The organism is Erythrobacter westpacificensis (assembly GCF_039542285.1).
Taxonomy (GTDB): domain Bacteria; phylum Pseudomonadota; class Alphaproteobacteria; order Sphingomonadales; family Sphingomonadaceae; genus Alteraurantiacibacter; species Alteraurantiacibacter westpacificensis.
In genome coordinates this window covers 197,754-217,505 of the sequence record NZ_BAABHV010000017.1, presented here as the reverse complement: position 1 = coordinate 217,505, position 19,752 = coordinate 197,754, and the positions used below count along the sequence as shown (strand labels likewise).

Below are 19,752 nucleotides of genomic sequence, written 5' to 3'. Positions count from 1 at the left end.
GCGCCCAAACCAAAGGGCAGCACCCCTTGCGGGATGCTGCCCTTTGGTGCGCCCGACAGGATTCGAACCTGTGGCCCCCGGATTAGGAATTAGGTGCCATACGCTTTGGCATTTTCGAGAATTCGCAGTTTTCCGCCGTTTATCATGCCCTGACATTCTTCGGCATTGCCTCAAATTCTTTTCCCGTGCATGTACGGTGCATGTAGAGACGGCGCTTGAGGCTGGGCAATGGCATCGAAAAAGACATCCGTGAGGAAGGTTACCAAGACCGCTGTGAACGAAGCGCAGGCGCGGGATCGCCAATGGATCCTATGGGACACGGAAGTGAAGGGTTTTGGGCTTCTCGTCCTTCCATCGGGTACCAAGAGTTTCATCTACCAATACCGTTTAGGCGGCAGAGGAACTAAACTTCGCCGCTATACCATCGGCCGATATGGTACGTGGACGCCAGATGGTGCTCGCGATCAAGCAAAGAGACTTGCTGAGCAAGTCGGGCGCGGTGTCGACCCCATCGACGCGAAGCGCGACAAGCTGGCCGCAGATGCCGCAGCCGAAGAAGAGAGGCATCGGGCGCGCGAAATGACATTCGCGAAGTATGCGGAGCGCTGGCTATCGTCAGGTCTCAAACCAGGGACGCGCGAACGGACCCGAGAAAACTATGAAGCGACCTTGGCAAACCACGTTACGCCCTCGCTCGGCGACAAGCCGCTGTCAGAGATTGAGCGCCGCGATCTAGTGAAGGTGCTTGACGCTGTTCCGTTTGATCAGCCTGCAGTGAGGCGCATCACCTTCGCCGTGATGAGAATGCTCTTCAAGTGGGCCGCGGGGCGCGGTGACATTGATGCGAACCCGCTGGAGGGCATAAAGGCACCCTCGCCCGCGAACAGTCGAAAACGCGTTCTGAACGATAGAGAGCTCTCATTGGCATTGCGGGCAGCGGCAGGGATGGAAAAGCCGTTCGGTCCGTTCTTCGACTTGATTTTCGCGACTGGACAGCGGCGCAATGAAGTCGCTGGACTTGATTGGAAAGAACTCGATCGAGACAATGCAGAATGGATATTGCCAGCCGAACGATCGAAGAATGGTCAACCCCACTTTATTCCGTTGAATGCGAAAGCCATGGCGGTTCTCGACGCTCTCGCTGGCTGCTTAGGTGACAAGAAGCGCAATTGGCCACGAAAGGGGCTTCTGTTTACCACCACGGGCAAGCGACCGATCAGCGGCTTCTCACGTGGCAAATCACGGCTAGACGCTGCGATGCTCAAGATTGCCCGAACGGATGCTCAGAGCGCCGGTGACGATCCTGAAGATGTCGAGATCGAACCGTGGCGCCTGCATGATGCTCGGCGAACCGTAGCGACCAATTTCCAAAAGCTAGGCATTCGTTTCGAAGTCACTGAGGCAGTCCTCAACCATGTGTCCGGCGCCAGCCGCTCAGGCATTGCTGAAGTGTATCAGCAATATGATTGGAGGGACGAAAAGAAAGCGGCTCTGCAAGCATGGTCCGATCACTGCGATCGAATTCTGCAAGGCGCCACCGACAGCGACAACGTGATCCCTCTTCGCGCGGCAAACAATTCATCGGGCAATTCCGCCCAGTGAGGCGGGGGCCGGTGATGATGCAACCAACGCCGGCCCCCTCACCACCCACGACCTAAGGAGTCGAGAAATGGCTAAACCCAAATTGCACAGTGTAGAAAATGCCGCAAACGAACATGCCCCCGGCGCGATCACCCGAGGTCTCATCGCGTTTCGTCCGGATGGTCCAAATAGACCTTCGCCATTCGGCGCGAGCAGCTGAGCCGAAGCCATGAGCGCAGTGCTCCGACACGCCCACGGAATTACAATGTGTCTCGCCGCCTCATTCGACGGGCAGGAAGGCGAAATCGCAGCGATGGTAGATAGCTACAAGAGCGCGGCGCTGGAGGGCATTGGGGACCTTCTATCGCTGGCGCGCATCCTCTGTGAAAACGAGTGAATGAAGCGGACGGAGCGTATAGCGCCGCTGAGACTTCGTTGCTATCCAGTGATTGGGGCTAGCTTGGCCGAGCGAAAGGGTGACAGTCCGCCACCTTGCCCCACCTTCACCCCGCGGACTCCGGAGCGGGCCCGGTGGATGAGTTTGAAGAACATTTCGAGCGTTGGGCCAGAGGTGATGCACCAGACCCAAGCCTCAGCGCAATTTACGGTAATGACGGCAGGTTCCCCCATGTCCATGAGGACGGAGTGATTGCTGCCTTAGCGAACTATCCATTAGACTTGGTCAATGGCAGATCGATGAATTGGCTCGCGCTCATGGTGCGTCGCGCATTTGGAGTTTGCGTACCCCAGCTGTCCGCAATGCCTCAAGCTATCGAAGCGGCGAAAGACACGCGAGCGCAGATTGTCAAACTCACTGCCTCTTTCGAGAAAGCTTCCCAACTGATTGGAGCGATCTCGGAAGTTGCCGAGGCACAACTGATGGCAATGGATGATGAGGCTTGGGATCGTTTTCAAGCGATCTCCAAGATGCTGCCAAACGCCGTGACTGACCTTCGAAATGTTGCAGCGGGAATTGAAATTCCCACTGGTCCGTGGAGAAGCCAGGCCGCGAAGGAGTTACGCACCCGACAAGCGCACGTATTGATGCAGGTCTTCGAACTGGCCTTTGGGGAAGAAGCGACCGTCAACGGATGGAAGCCGGCAGAAAACTATGGCGTGTGGCCGGACTTTTTCTTTCGGATGCACTCATTGGCAATCGGAATCGATCTATCACCTGACCAGCTTAGGGCGGCCGTAGACGATGCTGCAAGTCGCCCGCGGTTCTCGTTACCGCACTCGATATTCCCAGAATCCTAGCGAACTTCGCCCCTTGGGAAGATCGATCAAAAACTTTGGATCGATTAGCCCTTAGATTGCTTCGAGATTGATGGGCATTCCCTTGGCATCATTGATGTGCGGAGAATGTCCATGCCCCTTCAAAAGCAACTAACTTCGGCGGAGCTTGATGACATGCTCGGCGCGCACGCCGGGTACTGTGCAAAGCTTCGGCTCACAGGAGACGGCCCCCGGTACAGCAAACTTGGCCGCAAGGTCCTGTATGATCCTCGCGATGTGCAAGCGTGGCTCAATGAGCGCAAGGTCCAGTCAACCAGCGAAGCAGCCTGATCATGGCCGCGCCAGCCAATGAGCCTCACCGCGAGCGGATCTATGTGCATCGCGATGGCTTGCAATTCGTCGTCACCGTATTGGACGTGCCAATCGGAGAGGACCGTTTCGACGACCGGGCGAAGGCATTGCGCTTCGCCGAACTATTCGCCAAGGCGATATGCGCGGAATTGATCGACAACTCCGCGGGGCTCACCCAATGAGTGGCGGCGATCAGATTGACCGCCAACTCGCCGCGATAGTGCTGCATTTCATGCCCGAGGCTGAGGGCGAGGAATTGCGCTGGCGGATCGCATTGATGAAGGCGCGCGACTTCGCCGGGCAGCTCATCGCGACCCGCGATGATGAGATGGCTTACGAACTGGCGCAAACGGCCCATGACATAGCCGGTCGATACGCCTTCGCCGATGTCCCTACCGTGCGGCTGGAACTGGCGACGCGGCTTTGTCGGAACCTAGTGCAGGCTGCTTTCACGGCGGATCATCTCGCCAGCGAGGCGCCCTATGCGGACTGAGCTTTCTCACGTTCGCGAAGTGCCAATGGACGGAACCCAGCCGTTCGCGCCGCTCGATGCCTATGCTGATGAATTCCGCGAGGCAATCCAGGAAGCGAAGGAGTCCGCTGGTAGCATCTCGGCAACGCCCTTTGGCTGGATGGATCCTGCCGAGATTGCACCGCGCCGTTGGCTCTTTGGGAAATGGTTATTGCGCGGGGAGATAACCGCGATTGTCGCGCCGGGCGGGCTGGGGAAGTCGACGCTCACCACCGCCATCTCGCTCTCGCTGGCAAGCGGCCAAGATTTCCTAGGCAAGGGACTGCCAGAAGGCGCGCGCGCAACGTGGCTTTGGAACTTGGAGGATGATGCAGACGAACTCGCAAGGCAGGTCTCCGCCTGCGGAATTCAACACGGCATAGGCGCCGCCGATTGTGGCGGCAGACTCTTCGTCGATAGCGGACTCGATCAGGCGCTTTGCACCGCGGTCGAGACGCCGACCGGACTGGAGATCGTGGAGCCGATATTCGACGCTCTCAGGTCCGAGATTGAGAGGCGGAAAATAGATGCTCTGATCGTCGACCCCTTCGTATCCAGCCACCGCGTGAGCGAGAACGACAACGGTAAAATTGATGCGGTGGCGAAGCGTTGGAAACGCCTTGCGGCTGATACGGGTGCGGCGATCATCCTGGTTCACCACAGCAAGAAAATGGGAGGCCGCGAAACCCGCGCCGAAGACAGCCGCGGAGCGGTATCGCTGATCAACGTGGCCCGGTCTACCCTCGTGCTCAATCCCATGACCGGCGAAGAGGCGGAACGCTTCGGCATCGCCGACCGGGCAGAGCAACGTGCCTTTGTCCGCGTCGAGGATGACAAACCGAACCGCGCACCAGCCGAAGGGGCCATGTGGTTTCGCAAGGTCTCAGTCAGCTTGCCCAACGGCGACAGCGTAGGCGCAGCGGTTCAATGGACCCCGCCGAATGCCTTTGACGGGATCTCGGTTCGCGACCTCTATGAAGTGCAGCAGCGGATTGCGGCTGGCGAATGGGCTGAGAATGTCCAAGCGAACGACTGGGCAGGCCATGCTGTTGCCCAGGTCATCGGGGCTGATCTCGACGACAAGGCCGACAAGGCCCGCGTCAAATCCCTCTTGCGAACGTGGATTGAAAACGGCGCGCTGAAAGTCGAGCGCCGCCCCACCCGAAAAGGCCGTGAAAAGCCGTTTCTAATTGTCGGAAAGCCCGTTGAACCCGCCGACCTCCCCACTTCGAAAAGTGAGGTGGGGAACAGTGGGGAAATTGGGGCGAAAGCCACCTCACCAAACCCACCCCACCCAACCCCCTATAAAGGGGGTGGGGGTGGTGGTGGGGTGGGGCGGCAGTCCGAAGCCCAAGGTGGGGTCAATCCATCACAATCAACGCCGGAAAGGAACTGAAGGAACATGACCCATAGAAACGATTTCTCCGCCTTCTTGCCAATGCCGCTGTCCGAAGCTCAGGCTGTTCTAAACTCGATCGGATACCAAGAAACTTGGACCGATGATCAGCTGCGCAAGGCCTGTGATGGTAAGCTGGACAAGTTCACCGTGGAGATGGCCCTTCGTGTCACCGCAAATGCCGCGATCGCTGAAGCGGAAGCGTTGGAGAAACTTCTCTAAAGCACTGGATCCGCCCCGAGCGATAACGAGGCGAGGCACTGATCATGAGCACAGTTTTCCCGATTTTCTTCGCGTCGAACATCGGGCCAATCCGACGGCCCGAACCGCTTTCGTTGCCGAGGCCGAGGGCATTCCGATGACGTGAGCCGCAAGTTCGACGAATTCGGCCATGAGGCAAAGTCTCTGCAAGACACCAACGCCGTTACCATCAGATCGCGACAGGTCTCACAAATTGCAGAGGACACAACAGACGTATCGCGCGGCTCGCCGATTTACGCAATGGATAATAGCCAAGACGAGAAGAGAATCCTTCTCTTAATGATGAGAAGGAATTCTCTTCCTTCCCTCTTACCCCTCTATTGGCTCACCACCAAATCAGCTACGGACCCTGCATTATCAAATGCTTCTTTGGTGCAATAGCGCGGCCCCTGCATCGCTCCAGATGGTGCATTTCCATAGGGGATAGGTTTGGCCAACTTCGTTGCAGGACCCTTAAAGTAGAGCTTGAATTTCCCCTCGTCACCGAACGGCTCGATGTGGTCGATTTCAGCGATATGCGTGACGGCACCGATGGGATTTACTTGGTAGGCGGCAATCCACTTTAGGTTATCGCGATGCTTGGCGGCAATCCTAATCGCCCACCACGCATTTTGGTCGAGATAGGCATTCTGGAAGCCCTCTGGTTGCGCAGGCACTACCACAACTTCGGGAACTGCGACTGATTTGGCAATTGGGCTTGCGGCCGGCGCAACAGGGATGCTTTTGGCGGGTTCAAAGAAGTGAACTCCCATGACCGGCATCAAGCGCAACATTTCATTCAGGAAAGAGCGTACGTCCGCTTTTTCGCTTTCAGATAGGGTGGGCTCACTGTGAGAAAGTCCGTTTTCTAATCGACCCCGCTTTGCTTTCACGGCTTGAGCCATCAATTCCCATTCCAGCCAAGTGATATGAGCGCGATTGAGGCCACCATTCGTGGAGAGGAAGAACATGGCATTCTCCCAAAAATCCTTACCCTTATCGTGTTGGTCTATCCTCAAGCGAAGGCTATCTGTCTGCCCGATGTAAGCAACGGGTACCTCATTGCCGATTTCGTCTTGTTCATAGCCAAGTAGGACATAGACGCCAGGACCAGCGAGCTCGCCGCGATTACGGATATTCTCCCAATCGTCTCGAGGAACATAGTAGCCGCGACCAGTCCAATTCATCTTTTCTACGATACGCGTTCCTTCTGGATCTCCCGAGGGCACGAACACACGCAAGGTGAATGGTTCAGACATTGGATACTCCCTTAGGGGTCTTTCGAGCTACCCGCTTATTCTTAGCCACTCCAACGCGCTCGAGCGGGTTCACAAGGGCTTCGTAGCGCCCGAACAGGTGTTCAACACGGTCGCGGTCGCTGGCGAAGGGAGTGGGCCGGTAGAGATTGTCCACGGCGGCGTCGAGCTCACCATGAGCCTTGCGCAGATCGGCTGGCATGGTGTCCGGATCGTAGAGATCGGCCAGGCTGGAGGTTGGATGCGCGGCGCGGGCGTCGAGCACAGCTTGGGCCAACGCCTCCACCTTGTCCCGCTTCGCCTTGCTGGCTTCGGGCCAAGGAAAGGTGTTGTAGACAAGCCCGATTGAGTAGCGAAAGTCACTCTTGAGACGCCCGCCAATATGCGCAAGCCAAGCCATGTGAGCGCGACTAGTCAGGACCGCAAACTCAAATAGACTGGCATCCGTTAGCAAGAACACCAAATCGCTCGGAATCGTCGGCGGTTCAACTACGTCGAGCGGCACATACTCTCGCCGCTCGGAGCTAACTTTCGGCAACACTAGAAAGGGGCTTTCAGGAATGACGGACATGCCGAAAGCTGCGGGCGTATTCGCTGCGCTCAACGTGCTCTTGCGTTTACTCTTGGAACGAAATTCTCGAACCCGCCTGATGCGTTCGACAACGGCAGGCATTGCTTTAATCTCACCGGGATCGGCACCGTAGAGGCAGAGCACCCAGCGACTGCCGCCATTTATGAAATCTTGAGCGGCTAAGTATGGCCTAAGGAAACGCGCAGCTTTTGGCTCTTGCTGCAAGAACTCCGCGCGTCCGGCAGCGTCAAAGATGTAGTTCCCTCCGTCAATGGGCTGACTGCCCGTCGCAATACGCCTAGCGCCGTTGATGGGGCGTCCCTCCTCTTTTACAACGAGATGCCGGTTCGCCACCCCCCGCGCATCGAAAAGGTAAGCTGTCAAAGCGCCATGGCCGCTTTCGACAGGGTCGCCCTTAATGTCCGGATAGGAAAAAAGTCGTTTCTCGGGTGGTTCGTGATCTCGATGCGCCAACCCAACGATTACCACATGCACGTGGGCTTTGCCTCGTGCCTCACTGCCCCAGTTGAAGGTGCGATGGGCAAAAGCAATCTCTAGCCCATGCCTGTCGAACAGGATGGGCCAGAGCTGAGCTACCTGCTCACCTTGGCAAATCGAGTTGGTAGAAACGAATGCCAGCCGAATGCCACGATTGGTTTGCAAGTATTGGCCTGCCTTGATGAACCAAGCCGCCACGTAGTCGAGCGTTCCGCCACTCCCGCCTAACCCGGCAATGGCCCGCACCTGTTCGCGCTGGAACTGGCTTTGATACTTGGCTCCCACGAATGGTGGATTGCCCATGATATAGCTGCATTTCTCGGGCGGCAGCAATTCGCTCCAGTCGGCCTCCAGCGCATCGCCATGCAGGATGTGGGCGGAATCCCTCAGAGGAATTCGCGCGTAGTTGAGCGAGAAACTCTCGTTCAGCGCATTGTTCGCGATATGGTCCATCATCCACATGGCCACTTCGGCAATGCGGGCGGGAAACTCTTCATATTCGATACCGTAGAACTGATCGACTGTAACGCGCGAAAGAAGAGCGGGATCAAGCACGCCCTGCCGCCGTTCGTCGCCAATGTCAGTCATGGCTTTAGGCCAGCGCGCTTCGAGCGCTCTCAATTCGAGCGCACGAATTTCGCGATAGGCAATGACAAGAAAGTTGCCGCATCCACAAGCGGGGTCGAAAAACGTCAGTCTCGTCAATCTGGTCAGAAAGTTGTCGAGCTCCGCATCGCGCTTGGTCTTTCGCGCGATGATACGTTCTAATTCCACCTTCAATTCGTCCAGGAAAAGCGGGCCAATCACTTTCAGGATATTGGCCTCGGTAGTGTAGTGGGCACCCTTCGCCCGGCGCTGCTCGGCGTCCATGACCGACTGAAACAGAGAGCCAAAAATGGCGGGCGATACGCCGGACCAATCATGCCGGGCTGCATCGAGCAAATGCTCCCGCATGGTGGCATCGAAATGCGCGGTCCTGAGCCTTCCGCCGAACAGATCACCATTTACATAGGGGAAGGCATCTAATTCGGCTTGCAGGGTGGTTTGCCGGGCGTTCTCCGGCGTATCCAGCACATCGAACAGGTCGCTCAGCACCCGGCCTACGTTGCTGCCATCTGGCCTCGTATCGTTCTCTATCAGCTGAAGAAAAATGTCCTTCGGCTGGAATATGCCGGTATCGTCGGCGAACAGGCAGAACAGCAGGCGGACAAGCAATTGCTCCAGATCGTGGCCGACGTAGCCCGATTCCTCCAGCGCATCATGCAGCTTGCCCATGAGTTCGGCTGCTTTGATCGTAACGCCAGCCTGCGTCTCGAAGCTCACCTTGCGGCCAAGCATGAAATCGAATGCGGTAATATGCTTGTGCAGGTCTTGCAGGTGGAACTTGAGCTCCCGGCCCGTCTCTAGGTCCAACAATCTCCAGCGCTGGAAATCGCAGGTCAGAACCCAGCGCGGCTGGTCCGTTGGATGGACGCCCTGCACATAGTCGAGCGCCTGTCCCTGCGCGCGATCCAGATCCAGGTTCGCGCTTTTCTGTTCGACTAGGAGCGTGCCCGGCCAGAACAGATCAATGAAGCCGTGTTTTTGCTCGAGCAGTTTCACGCGCTGCTCGTAAATCGCCACCTGCTTTCGCCGGATGCCGAACAGCTCGAAAAACTCGTTGTAGAAGGTTTGGGTTTCACCCTTCTCGTAGTGGGCGTCCTTCCATTCCTCGCTGAAGGCCTTAGCGCGCCGCTTAATTTCGTCCCAGCCTAGCCGCATGCCTTCCCCTTTTCTGCAGAGAGGCTTAGCGCCATTCAGATACAGCGCCAAGCGCGTTGGACCGGACAGAGTGGAACTTCGAACTGAGTCAATCGGATGAACGGTTCGCGGTGAAAGAAAAAGCGGTCTTAGGGCGCTTCGGTATCTCGGTCGCCAGGGGTAGGACCCGCGATTGTTTGTTCCGCGCTCTCACACTAACCTCGCCCCCTCGTTCCCTGAACAAATGGGTGCAAATGTGTCAGTCATCTTTGGAATGTCGCATCCGTGGAACTGCGCGGCAGGCGCTTTGATAACGGCCTATGCAGCAGCTGAGGTCGAATTCAACTTGCTCCTTAGTGCGGTCTTAGACATCAGCATTTATGAGATGGCTTTGCTCGTGCAGCCATACTCAGCGAGCACCAGGCGTGATGTCTTCAAAGCGATTGTGAAGTTGAGGCTGCCTGCCGACGATCCGAAACGCGATAAACTGCTCAACTTCTTAGGCCGACATAAAGAAGCAGATAGGTTGAGAAACCACCTCGCACACTCAAACTGGGTGAATTCAGATCGCGAAGGTGCTTTCAGGCCAATGTATGCGCAGGCCCGCGATGGCAAAGCCAAATTTTTCGGCGTCGATCCCACTGAACATGATTTTACAGTCGAGGAAGTTCAACAAGTAGTGAAAAAGCTACAACAGCTGATCTTTGACATGAGGCAGTTTAAGAAAGAAACGGGCTACTACGAGGTCATTCAGGAAAACATGAATCGCACCCGCTACGATTAGCGGATCTACGTGCAAGCCTTGCGATGCTTGGCCCCCTGATCCGTCAATCAATGAGATCGCAACTCCCCCCGTCGAACTGGAAGAGACTGTTGCTAATTCCGACGTCGAGGCTTTGCACAAGGGGGGGATTTACGGATAGGGGATCATGTGCGCCAATGATGCGCCTTCATTTTCGCGGTGCATGTATGGTGCATGTAGAACGTGAAGGACGATGACGCTCTCCCCTCGACTTTGCAACTAAGTGACTGAGATTATTGGTGCGCCCGACAGGATTCGAACCTGTGGCCCCCGGATTAGGAATCCGATGCTCTATCCGACTGAGCTACGGGCGCGCGAATCTTCCCCTAATGGGGCGCGGGCAGGCTGGCAATCAGTTCACGTCCTCAGGTGGTGCAACGGGCAGCGGCAGCGGCGCGACGGGTACGCCCTCGTCCACCAATTCACGCGCTTGCTGCAAGGTCGCCTCGCCGTGGATGGGTGCGTGATCGCGCTCGCCGTAATGCATCGCGCGGGACTGCTCCACGAAATCCTTGCCCACCCAAGTGCTGTCTTTCAGAGCCCTGGCCTGGGCCTTGGCCAACTTGTCGATGGCCTCTGCGACCTCGGGCGTCATCGGCGTATTGGAAAGGCCGTTGCCGCCCCTGCCCTGGCCTTCGCCGGATGGTCCGTTCACCTGTTGCTGGTTTCCCTTTCGGCCCACGGCAGGCGCCATCGGTGCCTTGATAACGCTTTCGGACCCGCAGGTCGGGCAGGATACCAGCCCGCGCTCCTGTTGCGTGGCAAAATCTTCGGATGAGCTGAACCAGCCCTCGAAACGATGGCCATGTTCGCAGGAAAGGTCGTAAACGATCATTGCGCCGCTGATTTAGGGATATCGCGCTTGTTGGCAAGGCTGGGCAGTTGATTGCGCACCTCTGTAATGCGCTCGAGGTCGAGATCGCAGACTTGCAATCCAGCGGCCTCGCCGCCCATGTCGAGCAGCAACTCGCCCCAAGGACCGACAACGAGCGAATGGCCGTAGGTTTCGCGACCGTCAGCATGTTTGCCGACCTGAGCCGCGCCGATCACGAAGGCACTAGCCTCTACGGCCCTCGCGCGTTGCAAGAGGTGCCAGTGTGCCTTCCCGGTTGGCACGGTAAAGGCAGCAGGAATAGCGATCGCATCGCACCTCTTCCTGCCAAGCTCTTCAAAAAGAGCAGGAAACCGAATGTCGTAGCAGATGGTGAGGCCAAGGCGGCCAACCGGGGTACCCTCGACGGTGACGACCTTTTCACCCGGAACATAGGCAGCGGATTCGCGCCAACTCTCCCCAGTATTGAGTTCGACGTCGAACATATGGATCTTGTCGTATCGAGCCGCGATTTCACCGCTCTTGTTGAACACCAGGGTGCGGTTAGCCCAGCGGCCGTCTTCACGCAGGACCGGCAATCCAAGGCACGCCCACACGCCAGCATCGCCCGCAGCCTTCGCAACACGATCAACCATCGCGCTCTCGCTTTCCGGCACGATATTGCGTGTTGCACGCTCGCGCTTGCGATCGAGCAGACCCGCCATCTCCGGTGTGAAGAGCATCTCTGCTCCCTCCCCCGCGGCGCGTTCGATTGCCTCGGCGATGGTGGCGGCATTGGCATCGGGATCGATGCCCGATGTCATTTGCAAAAGAGCGATACGGGGCATGATGGAGGCTCAGAGGCCGAGCATGGCGTCGAGCTTGCCTTCGCGCTCCAGCGCGGCCAGATCGTCGGACCCGCCGATGGCCTTGTCGTCGATGAAAATCTGCGGAACGGTCATGGCATCGGGTTTGCGATCCAGCATTTCCTGGCGCTTGGGACCGCCCAGCGTAATGTCGTACTCTTCATAATCGACGCCTTTCTGGTCCAGTAGGCGCTTTGCGCGATGGCAGAAGCCACAGTACATCTTGGTGTAGATTTCGACCTTGGGTGTGCTCACGAAATTCCCCTGCGGAGTGGTGGTGCGCCAGTTCTTGAAAGCGGATTTGCGCCTTCCTATCTCAATCGTGCGGATGCCGAAAGCGGGTCCGCACATAGTGTCAAATTGCTCAAAAGAGGATTTGTTTCAAATGAACCGTATGGACTTTACCCCCTATCGCCGCTCCACCGTCGGTTTCGATCGCCTGTTCGACCTCTTGGAGAACAATGCCCGCAACAGCGGCGACAACTATCCCCCCTTCAATATCGAGCGCCGTGACGAGGATGCCTATCGCATCACCATCGCCGTGGCTGGCTTCCGTCCGGAAGACCTCGATATCACCGCCCAGCAGAACCTGCTGACCGTGCAGGGCCGCAAGCGCGAGGAAAACGCCGAAGGTGAAATGCTGCATGTCGGCATCGCCAACCGCGGTTTCGAACGCCGCTTCGAACTGGCCGATTACGTGCGCGTGTCGGACGCCGACCTGGCTGATGGCCTGTTGGTGATCGACCTGGTGCGCGAAGTGCCCGAGGCGATGAAGCCGAAGAAGATTGCCATCGGCGGGAATTCGCTGAAGGTGGTCGAGAACAAGGATAAGGGCGACGACAAGGCCGACGCCGCCTGATAACTTACCGATTCCGATAGTGGAAACAGTTGGGGGCGAGGCCCGCTAAAGCCTCGCCCCCTCGACGCATCGAGCGCCGACTCGCCTTCGGAGATGGCTGTCCGGGTCGCAAAAGACAGCCGCCCCCAAGAGGCAAGACCGAACCGACATGCGCGGAATAACCCTGCTATCCGCGCTGGGCCGGCCTGAAATCGATAACTGGGATCGCGGTGAAAGCGCCCTCATACTAAGGCGTAAACGACCCGTCGCCTTGAGATAATGTTACGCGCTGGAGGGGCCTTGATGCAAGGTTAATCTCTCGAGTGTAAGCATACGGCACTAAATTCCGCAGCCACTGTTTACGGACTAGACCAGGCGAGACTGGGCCAGGGCCGCAGCGATAAAGCCACTGAACAGCGGGTGCGGGTCAAACGGCCGGCTCTTCAATTCCGGGTGGAATTGCACGCCAACGAACCACGGATGGTGGGGCCGCTCGACGATTTCGGGGAGCAGTCCGTCAGGCGACATGCCCGAGAAGATCAGGCCACCAGCCTCCAGTCGTTCCACGTAGGCCGAGTTGACTTCGTAGCGGTGGCGGTGGCGTTCCCAGATGGAGGTTGCGCCGCCGTAGATGTTCGAGACGTGACTGTTACCCGCCAGCTTCGCCTCGTAAGCGCCAAGCCTCATGGTTCCGCCAAGATCGGTTTCCTCGGAACGCTTCTGCAACCCCTCCTTGCTCATCCATTCGGTGATGATGCCCACCACCGGCTCTGGCGTGTCGCCGAATTCGGTGGAGGAGGCCGCGGCAATCCCTGCGGTGTTGCGAGCGCCCTCGATGCAAGCCATCTGCATGCCGAGACAGATGCCGAAGAAAGGCACCTTGCGTTCGCGCGCGAAACGCACCGAAGCGATCTTGCCCTCTGATCCGCGCTCGCCGAAACCGCCCGGCACGAGAATGCCGTGCATGGGTTCAAGCGCCGCTGCGATCTCGGCATCGTCCTGCTCGAAGATCTCTGCATCGATCCACTTGATGTGGACCTTGGTGCGATTGGCCATTCCGCCATGCACCAGGGCTTCGTTCAACGACTTGTAGGCATCGGGCAGACCGACGTACTTGCCAACGACCCCGATCGTGACCTCGCCTTCGGGATGCTCGTAGCGATCCACGACGTCGGCCCAGCGGGTCATGTCGGGCGGGTTGGACGTGCCGAGCATGCCGAAATGCCGCAACACTTCGCTGTCCAGCCCCACGCCGTGATATTGCTGCGGCACGGCGTAGATGCTCGTCGCATCGAGAGCCGGAATGACCGATTCCTTGCGCACATTGCAGAAGTTGGCGATTTTTTGTCGCTCGGTATCAGGCAGCGGGTGCTCGCAGCGGCACAGCAGGACGTCGGGCTTGATGCCCAGAGATGCCAGCTCGCGGACCGAGTGCTGCGTCGGCTTGGTCTTAAGCTCGCCGGCCGCCGCGATGTAGGGTACCAGGGTGACGTGTACCGAAAGCGTCTGGTCGGGTTCCAGTTCGTTACGCAGCTGGCGGATCGCTTCCATGAAGGGCAGGCTCTCGATATCGCCTACCGTGCCGCCGATCTCGCACAGGATGAAATCGTGGTCGCCCTGGTCGGCGAGCGCAAATTCCTTGATCGCGTCGGTAACGTGAGGGATCACCTGGACCGTCGCGCCAAGGTAGTCGCCGCGTCGTTCCTTGGCGATGATGTCGCGATAGACGCGGCCTGAGGTGATGTTGTCGTTCTGGTGCGCGGAAACACCGGTGAAACGCTCATAGTGGCCCAGGTCCAGATCGGTCTCTGCGCCGTCGTCGGTGACGTAGACCTCGCCGTGCTGGTAGGGGCTCATCGTCCCCGGATCCACGTTCAGGTAGGGGTCGAACTTACGAATGCGGACCTTGTAGCCACGCGCCTGGAGGAGGGCAGCAAGCGATGCTGCCATGAGACCTTTGCCAAGCGAGGAGACCACGCCGCCGGTGATGAAAATGTACCGCGCCATGGGAGTTGGGCCTTAAGCTCACACGGGGATTCGGCGCAAGCTATTTGGTATCAAATTCGACCGGTTCGGGATTTTATTCCGTGGATATTTTATTCGGCCAGATCTGCGAGGGGATCTTCCGCGGGAGCTTCAGGCTGCGGTGCAACCGCGTCCTCGGCAGCGCTCTCGCTCGGCGCCGTCGTCGAACGATCGAGGGTGTCCTCGAAATCACGCTGTCCCGACACGTCCACGGCCAGGGCGGCCAGCACGATCGACAGGCCTACGAACAGGATCGCAGACCACTTCGTTGCGCGAGACAGGAAATCCGCCGCACCACGAGCGGACATCAGGCCGCCGGGACTGCCGCCGCCGCCGATGCCGAGGCCGCCGCCTTCCGAACGCTGCATCAGCACCAGGATGACGAGGGTTGCGGCGATGACCGCCTGAAGAACGGTGAAGAAGATAAACATGACGAAAGGAACGCTATTCCTGCCTGAGACTGAATTGGACGCTCACATAGGCGTATGCGCGCGCCGCCACAAGGGCAGGAGCGCGCAAGCCCCGCGGTGTCAGGATTTGTCGTCCTGGTCCTCTGCCGCTGCGATGATGATGCCGAGGAAGCTTTCAGCGGTCAGGCTGGCACCGCCGACCAGCGCGCCGCCCACTTCGTCCGCCGCCAGCAGTTCGGCGGCGTTATCGGGCTTTACCGAACCGCCGTACAGGATGCGGATCGCCGCGCCGTCTTCACCGAAGGTGTCCACCAGCTTTTCGCGGATGTGGCGGTGCATGGCACCGATATCGTCAACGGTCGGAGTGCGTCCGGTGCCGATGGCCCAGACCGGCTCGTAGGCAACCGTAATCTTCTCGGCGACGTTTTCGCCTTCCGGAAGCGAGCCGGAAAGCTGCTCTGCGACAACCGCTTCGGCCTTGCCGGAATCACGCTCTTCCTCGGTCTCGCCCACGCAGACGATCACGTTCATGCCGGCGGCAATGGCGGCCTCGGCCTTTTCCTTCACCAGCTCATTCGTTTCCTTGTGATCGGCGCGGCGTTCGGAATGACCAACGATCGTGAAGCCCGCACCGGCATCCTTCGCCATGGCGGCGGAAATGTCCCCGGTATGCGCGCCGCCATCGGCAGCATGTACGTCCTGCGCGCCGACCCCGATGAGATTGGCTTCCTTGCGGGTCGCGTGGATCAAGGTGAACGGCGGCGCGATGGCAACTTCCACCTTCAACAGACGCTCGGCAGCGCGGTCGATCGCGCGCGCTTCGGCCAGCATGGCCCGCGTGCCGTGCATTTTCCAGTTGCCGACGATGTAGGGTCGCATGGTCATTTCTCGTGATATTTCCGTGATATTGCTGTCAGGAGAGGGGCGCCCACAGGCTCCAACTCGTACATGTAGAGTTGTCCGCTAGTCCGCCACCACCAGCTTGTCAAAGCAGGTTTTCCACTTTGTCGGAAAGGTGTGTCTTGCTGTTGCGAGAGAGTATCAGGCCGGATAAAGCGACCCGCGAAACGAAGCGCGCACATTCCTGCGCGCTGCACGAGACAGAAAACGACGCATCGATGATCACCTTCTTCCGCAAGTTCTTCCAGTCCAAGATCGGCATTGGCGTCACCCTCGCCTTCCTGGCCCTGATTGCAGTCGCTTTTGCGAGTTCCGACGTGGCCAACACGGGCATGTTCGGCGGCGTTGCGGGCGGCGACCGGGTGGCCGTGGTGGGTGACAAGCGCATCTCCACTTCCGACCTGCAGACCAATGCCAACAACGCCTTGCAGCAGGCGCGGGCGGAAAATCCGACGCTCACAATGGAAGCCTTCGTGGAACAGGGCGGGCTTGATGAGGTGCTCGACACGATGGTTACGCGCTGGGCGCTCGTGGAATTCGCCGAAAACCTCGGTCTGCGGGTGAGCGACCGGGCGGTGAACAGCGAACTGCGCGCCATTCCGACGTTCAACGGCCTCGATGGCGAGTTCGACCCGGAGATCTTCCGCAATTTCCTGCGGCAGAACTCCCTCACCGAAGCGCGCGTTCTCGAAGATCTCGGCATGGGGCTGTACAGTCGCCAGCTGCTTCTGCCGCTCAGTTACGGCGCACAATTGCCCGACAGCTTTGGACGCCGTTATGCCCAGCTGGTGGCGGAAACGCGCAGCGGCAGCGGGGCCGCCATTCCCGCAAGTGCGTTCGCGCCCGAGGGTGATCCGACGGACGAGCAATTGCAGGAATATTACCAGGCGAACCGCGCCAACTACATCCGTCCGGAACGCCGCGTGCTGCGCTATGTCACGTTCGGCATCGATGCCGTGGGCGACCTGCCCGCCATCACGCAGGAACAGATTGCCCGTCGCTACCAGCGCGACGCGGAGGCATACGCCGCGACCGAGCAACGCAGTTTCACCCAGCTTGTCGTCCCCACGCAGGCCGCAGCCCAGGCCGTTATCGACGAGGTCGAAGGCGGGGTTTCTCTGGAAGCATCCGCACGTTCCAAGGGCCTCAGCACCGTATCCCTGACCGAGCTGGACCAGGCCGCGCTTGCCTCCCAGACGTCGCAAGCCGTGGCGCAAGCAGCTTTCGCTGCATCCGAAGGCGATCTGGTCGGTCCGGTCCGCGGTGAGCTGGGCTGGTATGTCCTGCGAGTAAGCGACGTGAACCAGATCAGCGGCCAGACGCTGGCAGAGGCCAGCGATTCCATCCGCGAAACCCTTGCGGCCGAACGTCGCCGCCTCGCCCTGAACGAGTTGACCGAACGGCTCGAGGATGAACTGACCGACGGGCGCAGCCTTTCGGAAGCCGCCGATGAGCTGGGCGTCGAGGTGCAGACGACGCAGCCTCTTACCGCCGAAGGCACCATCTATGGCACGCCGCAGCCGGCTCCCGAAGAACTCCAGCGCGTGATCGGCTTCGCTTTCGAGATGAGCGAGGGAAGCCCGCAACTTGCGGAAGTCGTGCCGGGCGAGGAATTCATGGTCTTCGAGGTTTCGCAGGTTACGCCGCGCGCCGCAGCGCCGCTGTCCGAGATCGAGGATGCCGTGACCCTGGCATGGCGTCGGGACCAGGGCATGGCAGCCGCGCGAGCAGCCGCTCGCCGGATCGAGGAGCGCGTTAACGAGGGCAGCACCTTGGCGGAAGCGGTCGCGGCAGAAGATGTCGCCCTGCCCGCTCCGGAGCCGCTGCGTCTCAACCGTCGGCAGCTGGCCGAGGAAGGCAATCTCTCCCGCGCCACGCTGCTGTTCTTCACCATGGCGGAAGGGACCGCGAAGATCGTAAACCTGCCGGAAGCAAGCACATGGTTCGTGCTGCAACTGGACGAGATCGAGACCGCGGAACTTGCAGAAGACGATCCGGTCGTCGCCAACACGCAGCGCCAACTGGCCGAAGCAGCAGGTGAGGAATACCTGCAGCAGTTCCTGGCCGCTGCCGAAAGCTCCATGGAGATCGAACTGAACTCGGTTGGTATCGAAGCCGTGCGAGCTTCGCTCACCGGCTCGGTCCAGTAAGGTCCGTTCCTTGTCAGCCATTCTCGAGAACGCAGACGCTGCCGTCGATGCTCTTTCCGCCGGGCGTAACACGCTTGTCTGGCGCAGGGTTGTTGCCGATACCGAAACGCCGATCGGAGCGGCCCTCAAGCTGATCGAGCCGGGGCGCGGCGATTTCCTGCTGGAATCCGTCGAGGGCGGGGAGACCCGCGGACGGTACAGCCTCCTCGGCCTCGATCCGGACCTGTTGTTTCGCGCCACCGGAGCCAAGGCAGAGGTCAACCGCGCTTGGCGCCATGATCCCGATGCTTTCGAGCCGCTGGCAGACGATGCGATGACCGAGCTGCGCGCGTTGGCGAATGCCTGCCGTATCGACATGCCAGAAGGCCTGCCGCCTGCGCTGGCGTGTCTGGTCGGCTATTTCGGATACGAGACGATCGGCCTTGTCGAAACCCTGCCACGCGCGCCGGACAGCGAACTCGCCTTGCCGGACATGCTGTTCGCCAGACCCGCTCTCGTCCTGGTTTTCGACCGCCTGAGCGACAGCCTCTACGTCACGGCGCCCTTGTGGGCGGGCAACGGGAACCCTGCCGACATGATCGATCGTGCGGGAGAGCGCATCGACGAAGCCTTGCGCAAGCTCGGCGAAAAGGTTCCGGATACAGAACGCCTTCCCGAAGCTCCAGAATTGTCCCTCGAAGCCGTGATGGACCCGGCAGATTACGAGCGCATCGTCCTTCGCGCGAAGGACTACATCACCGCGGGCGACATTTTCCAGGTCGTGCTGGCGCAGCGTTTCACCTGCCCGTTTCCCCTGCCGCCGCTCGACCTTTATCGCGCACTACGGCGCGTGAATCCCTCGCCGTTCCTGTACTTCCTCGACCTTCCCGGCTTCGCCGTCGTCGGATCCAGCCCGGAAATCCTCGTGCGCGTTCGCGAGGGCGAGGTAACGATCCGTCCCATCGCCGGAACGCGCCCGCGCGGTGCCACCTCCAGCGAGGACAAGGCCAACGAGATCAGCCTGCTGGCCGATCCCAAGGAGTGCGCCGAACATCTGATGCTGCTGGACCTCGGCCGTAACGACGTAGGCCGCGTTGCAGGAGCCGACAGCGTGACCGTGACCGACAGTTTCACCATCGAACGCTACAGCCACGTCATGCACATCGTCAGCAACGTCGTAGGCCGCCTGGCCGAGGACAAGGACGCGCTCGACGCGCTATTTGCGGGCTTCCCCGCCGGGACGGTCAGCGGTGCGCCGAAGATACGGGCATGCGAGATCATTGCCGAACTGGAGCCGGAGACGCGTGGCCCCTACGCCGGCGGCGTAGGCTATTTCGCGCCGGATGGTTCCGTCGACAGCTGCATCGTCCTGCGTACGGCGGTGGTGAAGGACGGCGTCATGCACGTGCAGGCGGGCGCAGGCATCGTTGCCGACAGCGATCCGGTTTACGAGGCCGCCGAGTGCCGCCACAAGGCCGGTGCGTTGATCGCCGCCGCGCGTGAAGCCGTGGAGGTGGCGAGCGAACCCGGGTTCGGACAGTGAACCTAGGCGCGAAGCACGCCTTGGCAGGCTTCGCGCTGGTTGTCCTGG

The 19,752-nt window shown here is 59.5% G+C and carries 19 protein-coding genes and 1 tRNA gene; 11 read left to right on the top strand and 9 right to left on the bottom strand.

All coding sequences use genetic code 11. From position 1 onward, the window contains the following. The first annotated feature begins 228 nt into the window (after positions 1-228). The 7 genes from ABFX23_RS11940 (at position 229) to ABFX23_RS11910 (ending at position 5,297) form a co-directional block, all read left to right on the top strand. A complete protein-coding gene (locus tag ABFX23_RS11940; protein ID WP_346033269.1) occupies positions 229-1,602 on the top strand; it encodes a tyrosine-type recombinase/integrase in 1,374 nt (457 codons plus the stop codon). Between the two features lie 208 nt (positions 1,603-1,810). Continuing rightward, positions 1,811-1,978, top strand: a complete 168-nt coding sequence (locus ABFX23_RS11935) for a hypothetical protein (protein ID WP_346033268.1) — start codon at positions 1,811-1,813, stop codon at positions 1,976-1,978. Positions 1,979-2,112: 134 nt separating this feature from the next. After that, positions 2,113-2,838 carry a hypothetical protein gene (locus ABFX23_RS11930; protein ID WP_346033267.1) on the top strand — a complete coding sequence of 242 codons (726 nt, stop codon included), beginning with the start codon at positions 2,113-2,115 and terminating at the stop codon, positions 2,836-2,838. Between the two features lie 311 nt (positions 2,839-3,149). Beyond that, positions 3,150-3,350, top strand: a complete 201-nt coding sequence (locus tag ABFX23_RS11925; protein ID WP_346033266.1) for a hypothetical protein — start codon at positions 3,150-3,152, stop codon at positions 3,348-3,350. Beyond that, entirely contained in the window at positions 3,347-3,661 is a 315-nt protein-coding gene (locus ABFX23_RS11920; protein ID WP_346033265.1) for a hypothetical protein, read from the top strand. Before ABFX23_RS11925 ends, ABFX23_RS11920 begins: the two co-directional genes overlap by 4 nt. A gap of 25 nt (positions 3,662-3,686) precedes the next feature. Continuing rightward, entirely contained in the window at positions 3,687-5,075 is a 1,389-nt protein-coding gene (locus tag ABFX23_RS11915; protein ID WP_346033264.1) for an AAA family ATPase, read from the top strand. 6 nt (positions 5,076-5,081) lie between these two features. Then, positions 5,082-5,297: a hypothetical protein gene (locus tag ABFX23_RS11910; RefSeq protein WP_346033263.1), complete on the top strand. Its 216-nt coding sequence runs from the start codon at positions 5,082-5,084 to the stop codon at positions 5,295-5,297. 356 nt (positions 5,298-5,653) lie between these two features. On the opposite strand, the gene ABFX23_RS11905 is transcribed toward ABFX23_RS11910, so the two are convergent. Further along, the gene (locus ABFX23_RS11905; protein WP_346033262.1) at positions 5,654-6,574 is read right to left on the bottom strand and encodes a GIY-YIG nuclease family protein; all 921 of its coding nucleotides are present in this window, start codon (positions 6,572-6,574) and stop codon (positions 5,654-5,656) included. Continuing rightward, positions 6,567-9,401, bottom strand: coding sequence for a DNA methyltransferase (locus tag ABFX23_RS11900; RefSeq protein ID WP_346033261.1), 2,835 nt, complete (start codon positions 9,399-9,401; stop codon positions 6,567-6,569). Before ABFX23_RS11900 ends, ABFX23_RS11905 begins: the two co-directional genes overlap by 8 nt. 223 nt (positions 9,402-9,624) lie before the next feature. On the opposite strand from ABFX23_RS11900, the gene ABFX23_RS11895 reads away from it, so the two are divergent. Then, on the top strand, positions 9,625-10,164 hold the full coding sequence (locus ABFX23_RS11895) for a hypothetical protein (protein WP_346033260.1): 540 nt from the start codon (positions 9,625-9,627) through the stop codon (positions 10,162-10,164). A 255-nt stretch (positions 10,165-10,419) separates the two neighbouring features. On the opposite strand, the gene ABFX23_RS11890 is transcribed toward ABFX23_RS11895, so the two are convergent. The 4 genes from ABFX23_RS11890 to grxC all read right to left on the bottom strand — a co-directional run bounded on the left by ABFX23_RS11890 (position 10,420) and on the right by grxC (position 12,114). Further along, positions 10,420-10,496 (bottom strand) — tRNA-Arg (locus ABFX23_RS11890). 38 nt (positions 10,497-10,534) lie between these two features. Next, positions 10,535-11,017 carry a DUF1178 family protein gene (locus tag ABFX23_RS11885; RefSeq protein WP_346033259.1) on the bottom strand — a complete coding sequence of 161 codons (483 nt, stop codon included), beginning with the start codon at positions 11,015-11,017 and terminating at the stop codon, positions 10,535-10,537. After that, the gene (locus ABFX23_RS11880; RefSeq protein ID WP_346033258.1) at positions 11,014-11,841 is read right to left on the bottom strand and encodes a carbon-nitrogen hydrolase family protein; all 828 of its coding nucleotides are present in this window, start codon (positions 11,839-11,841) and stop codon (positions 11,014-11,016) included. Before ABFX23_RS11880 ends, ABFX23_RS11885 begins: the two co-directional genes overlap by 4 nt. 9 nt (positions 11,842-11,850) lie before the next feature. After that, complete coding sequence (gene grxC / locus ABFX23_RS11875) at positions 11,851-12,114, bottom strand: glutaredoxin 3 (RefSeq protein WP_346033257.1); 264 nt, start codon at positions 12,112-12,114, stop codon at positions 11,851-11,853. A gap of 130 nt (positions 12,115-12,244) precedes the next feature. Here grxC and ABFX23_RS11870 point away from each other — a divergent pair, with 130 nt between their 5' ends. Further along, positions 12,245-12,718, top strand: a complete 474-nt coding sequence (locus ABFX23_RS11870) for an Hsp20 family protein (RefSeq protein WP_346033256.1) — start codon at positions 12,245-12,247, stop codon at positions 12,716-12,718. 345 nt (positions 12,719-13,063) lie between these two features. Here the strand turns inward: ABFX23_RS11870 and pyrG are convergent, their stop codons facing one another. The 3 genes from pyrG to tpiA form a co-directional block, all read right to left on the bottom strand. Beyond that, positions 13,064-14,704: a CTP synthase gene (pyrG, locus tag ABFX23_RS11865; protein WP_346033255.1), complete on the bottom strand. Its 1,641-nt coding sequence runs from the start codon at positions 14,702-14,704 to the stop codon at positions 13,064-13,066. Positions 14,705-14,793: 89 nt separating this feature from the next. Beyond that, the gene (secG, locus tag ABFX23_RS11860) at positions 14,794-15,153 is read right to left on the bottom strand and encodes a preprotein translocase subunit SecG (protein ID WP_346033254.1); all 360 of its coding nucleotides are present in this window, start codon (positions 15,151-15,153) and stop codon (positions 14,794-14,796) included. A 99-nt stretch (positions 15,154-15,252) separates the two neighbouring features. Next, entirely contained in the window at positions 15,253-16,017 is a 765-nt protein-coding gene (gene tpiA, locus ABFX23_RS11855; RefSeq protein ID WP_346033253.1) for a triose-phosphate isomerase, read from the bottom strand. Between the two features lie 233 nt (positions 16,018-16,250). Between tpiA and ABFX23_RS11850 the strand changes: the two genes are divergently transcribed. Next, entirely contained in the window at positions 16,251-18,182 is a 1,932-nt protein-coding gene (locus ABFX23_RS11850) for a peptidylprolyl isomerase (RefSeq protein ID WP_346033252.1), read from the top strand. A gap of 19 nt (positions 18,183-18,201) precedes the next feature. Beyond that, positions 18,202-19,704 carry an anthranilate synthase component I gene (gene trpE / locus ABFX23_RS11845; RefSeq protein ID WP_346033397.1) on the top strand — a complete coding sequence of 501 codons (1,503 nt, stop codon included), beginning with the start codon at positions 18,202-18,204 and terminating at the stop codon, positions 19,702-19,704. Positions 19,705-19,752: the final 48 nt, after the last annotated feature.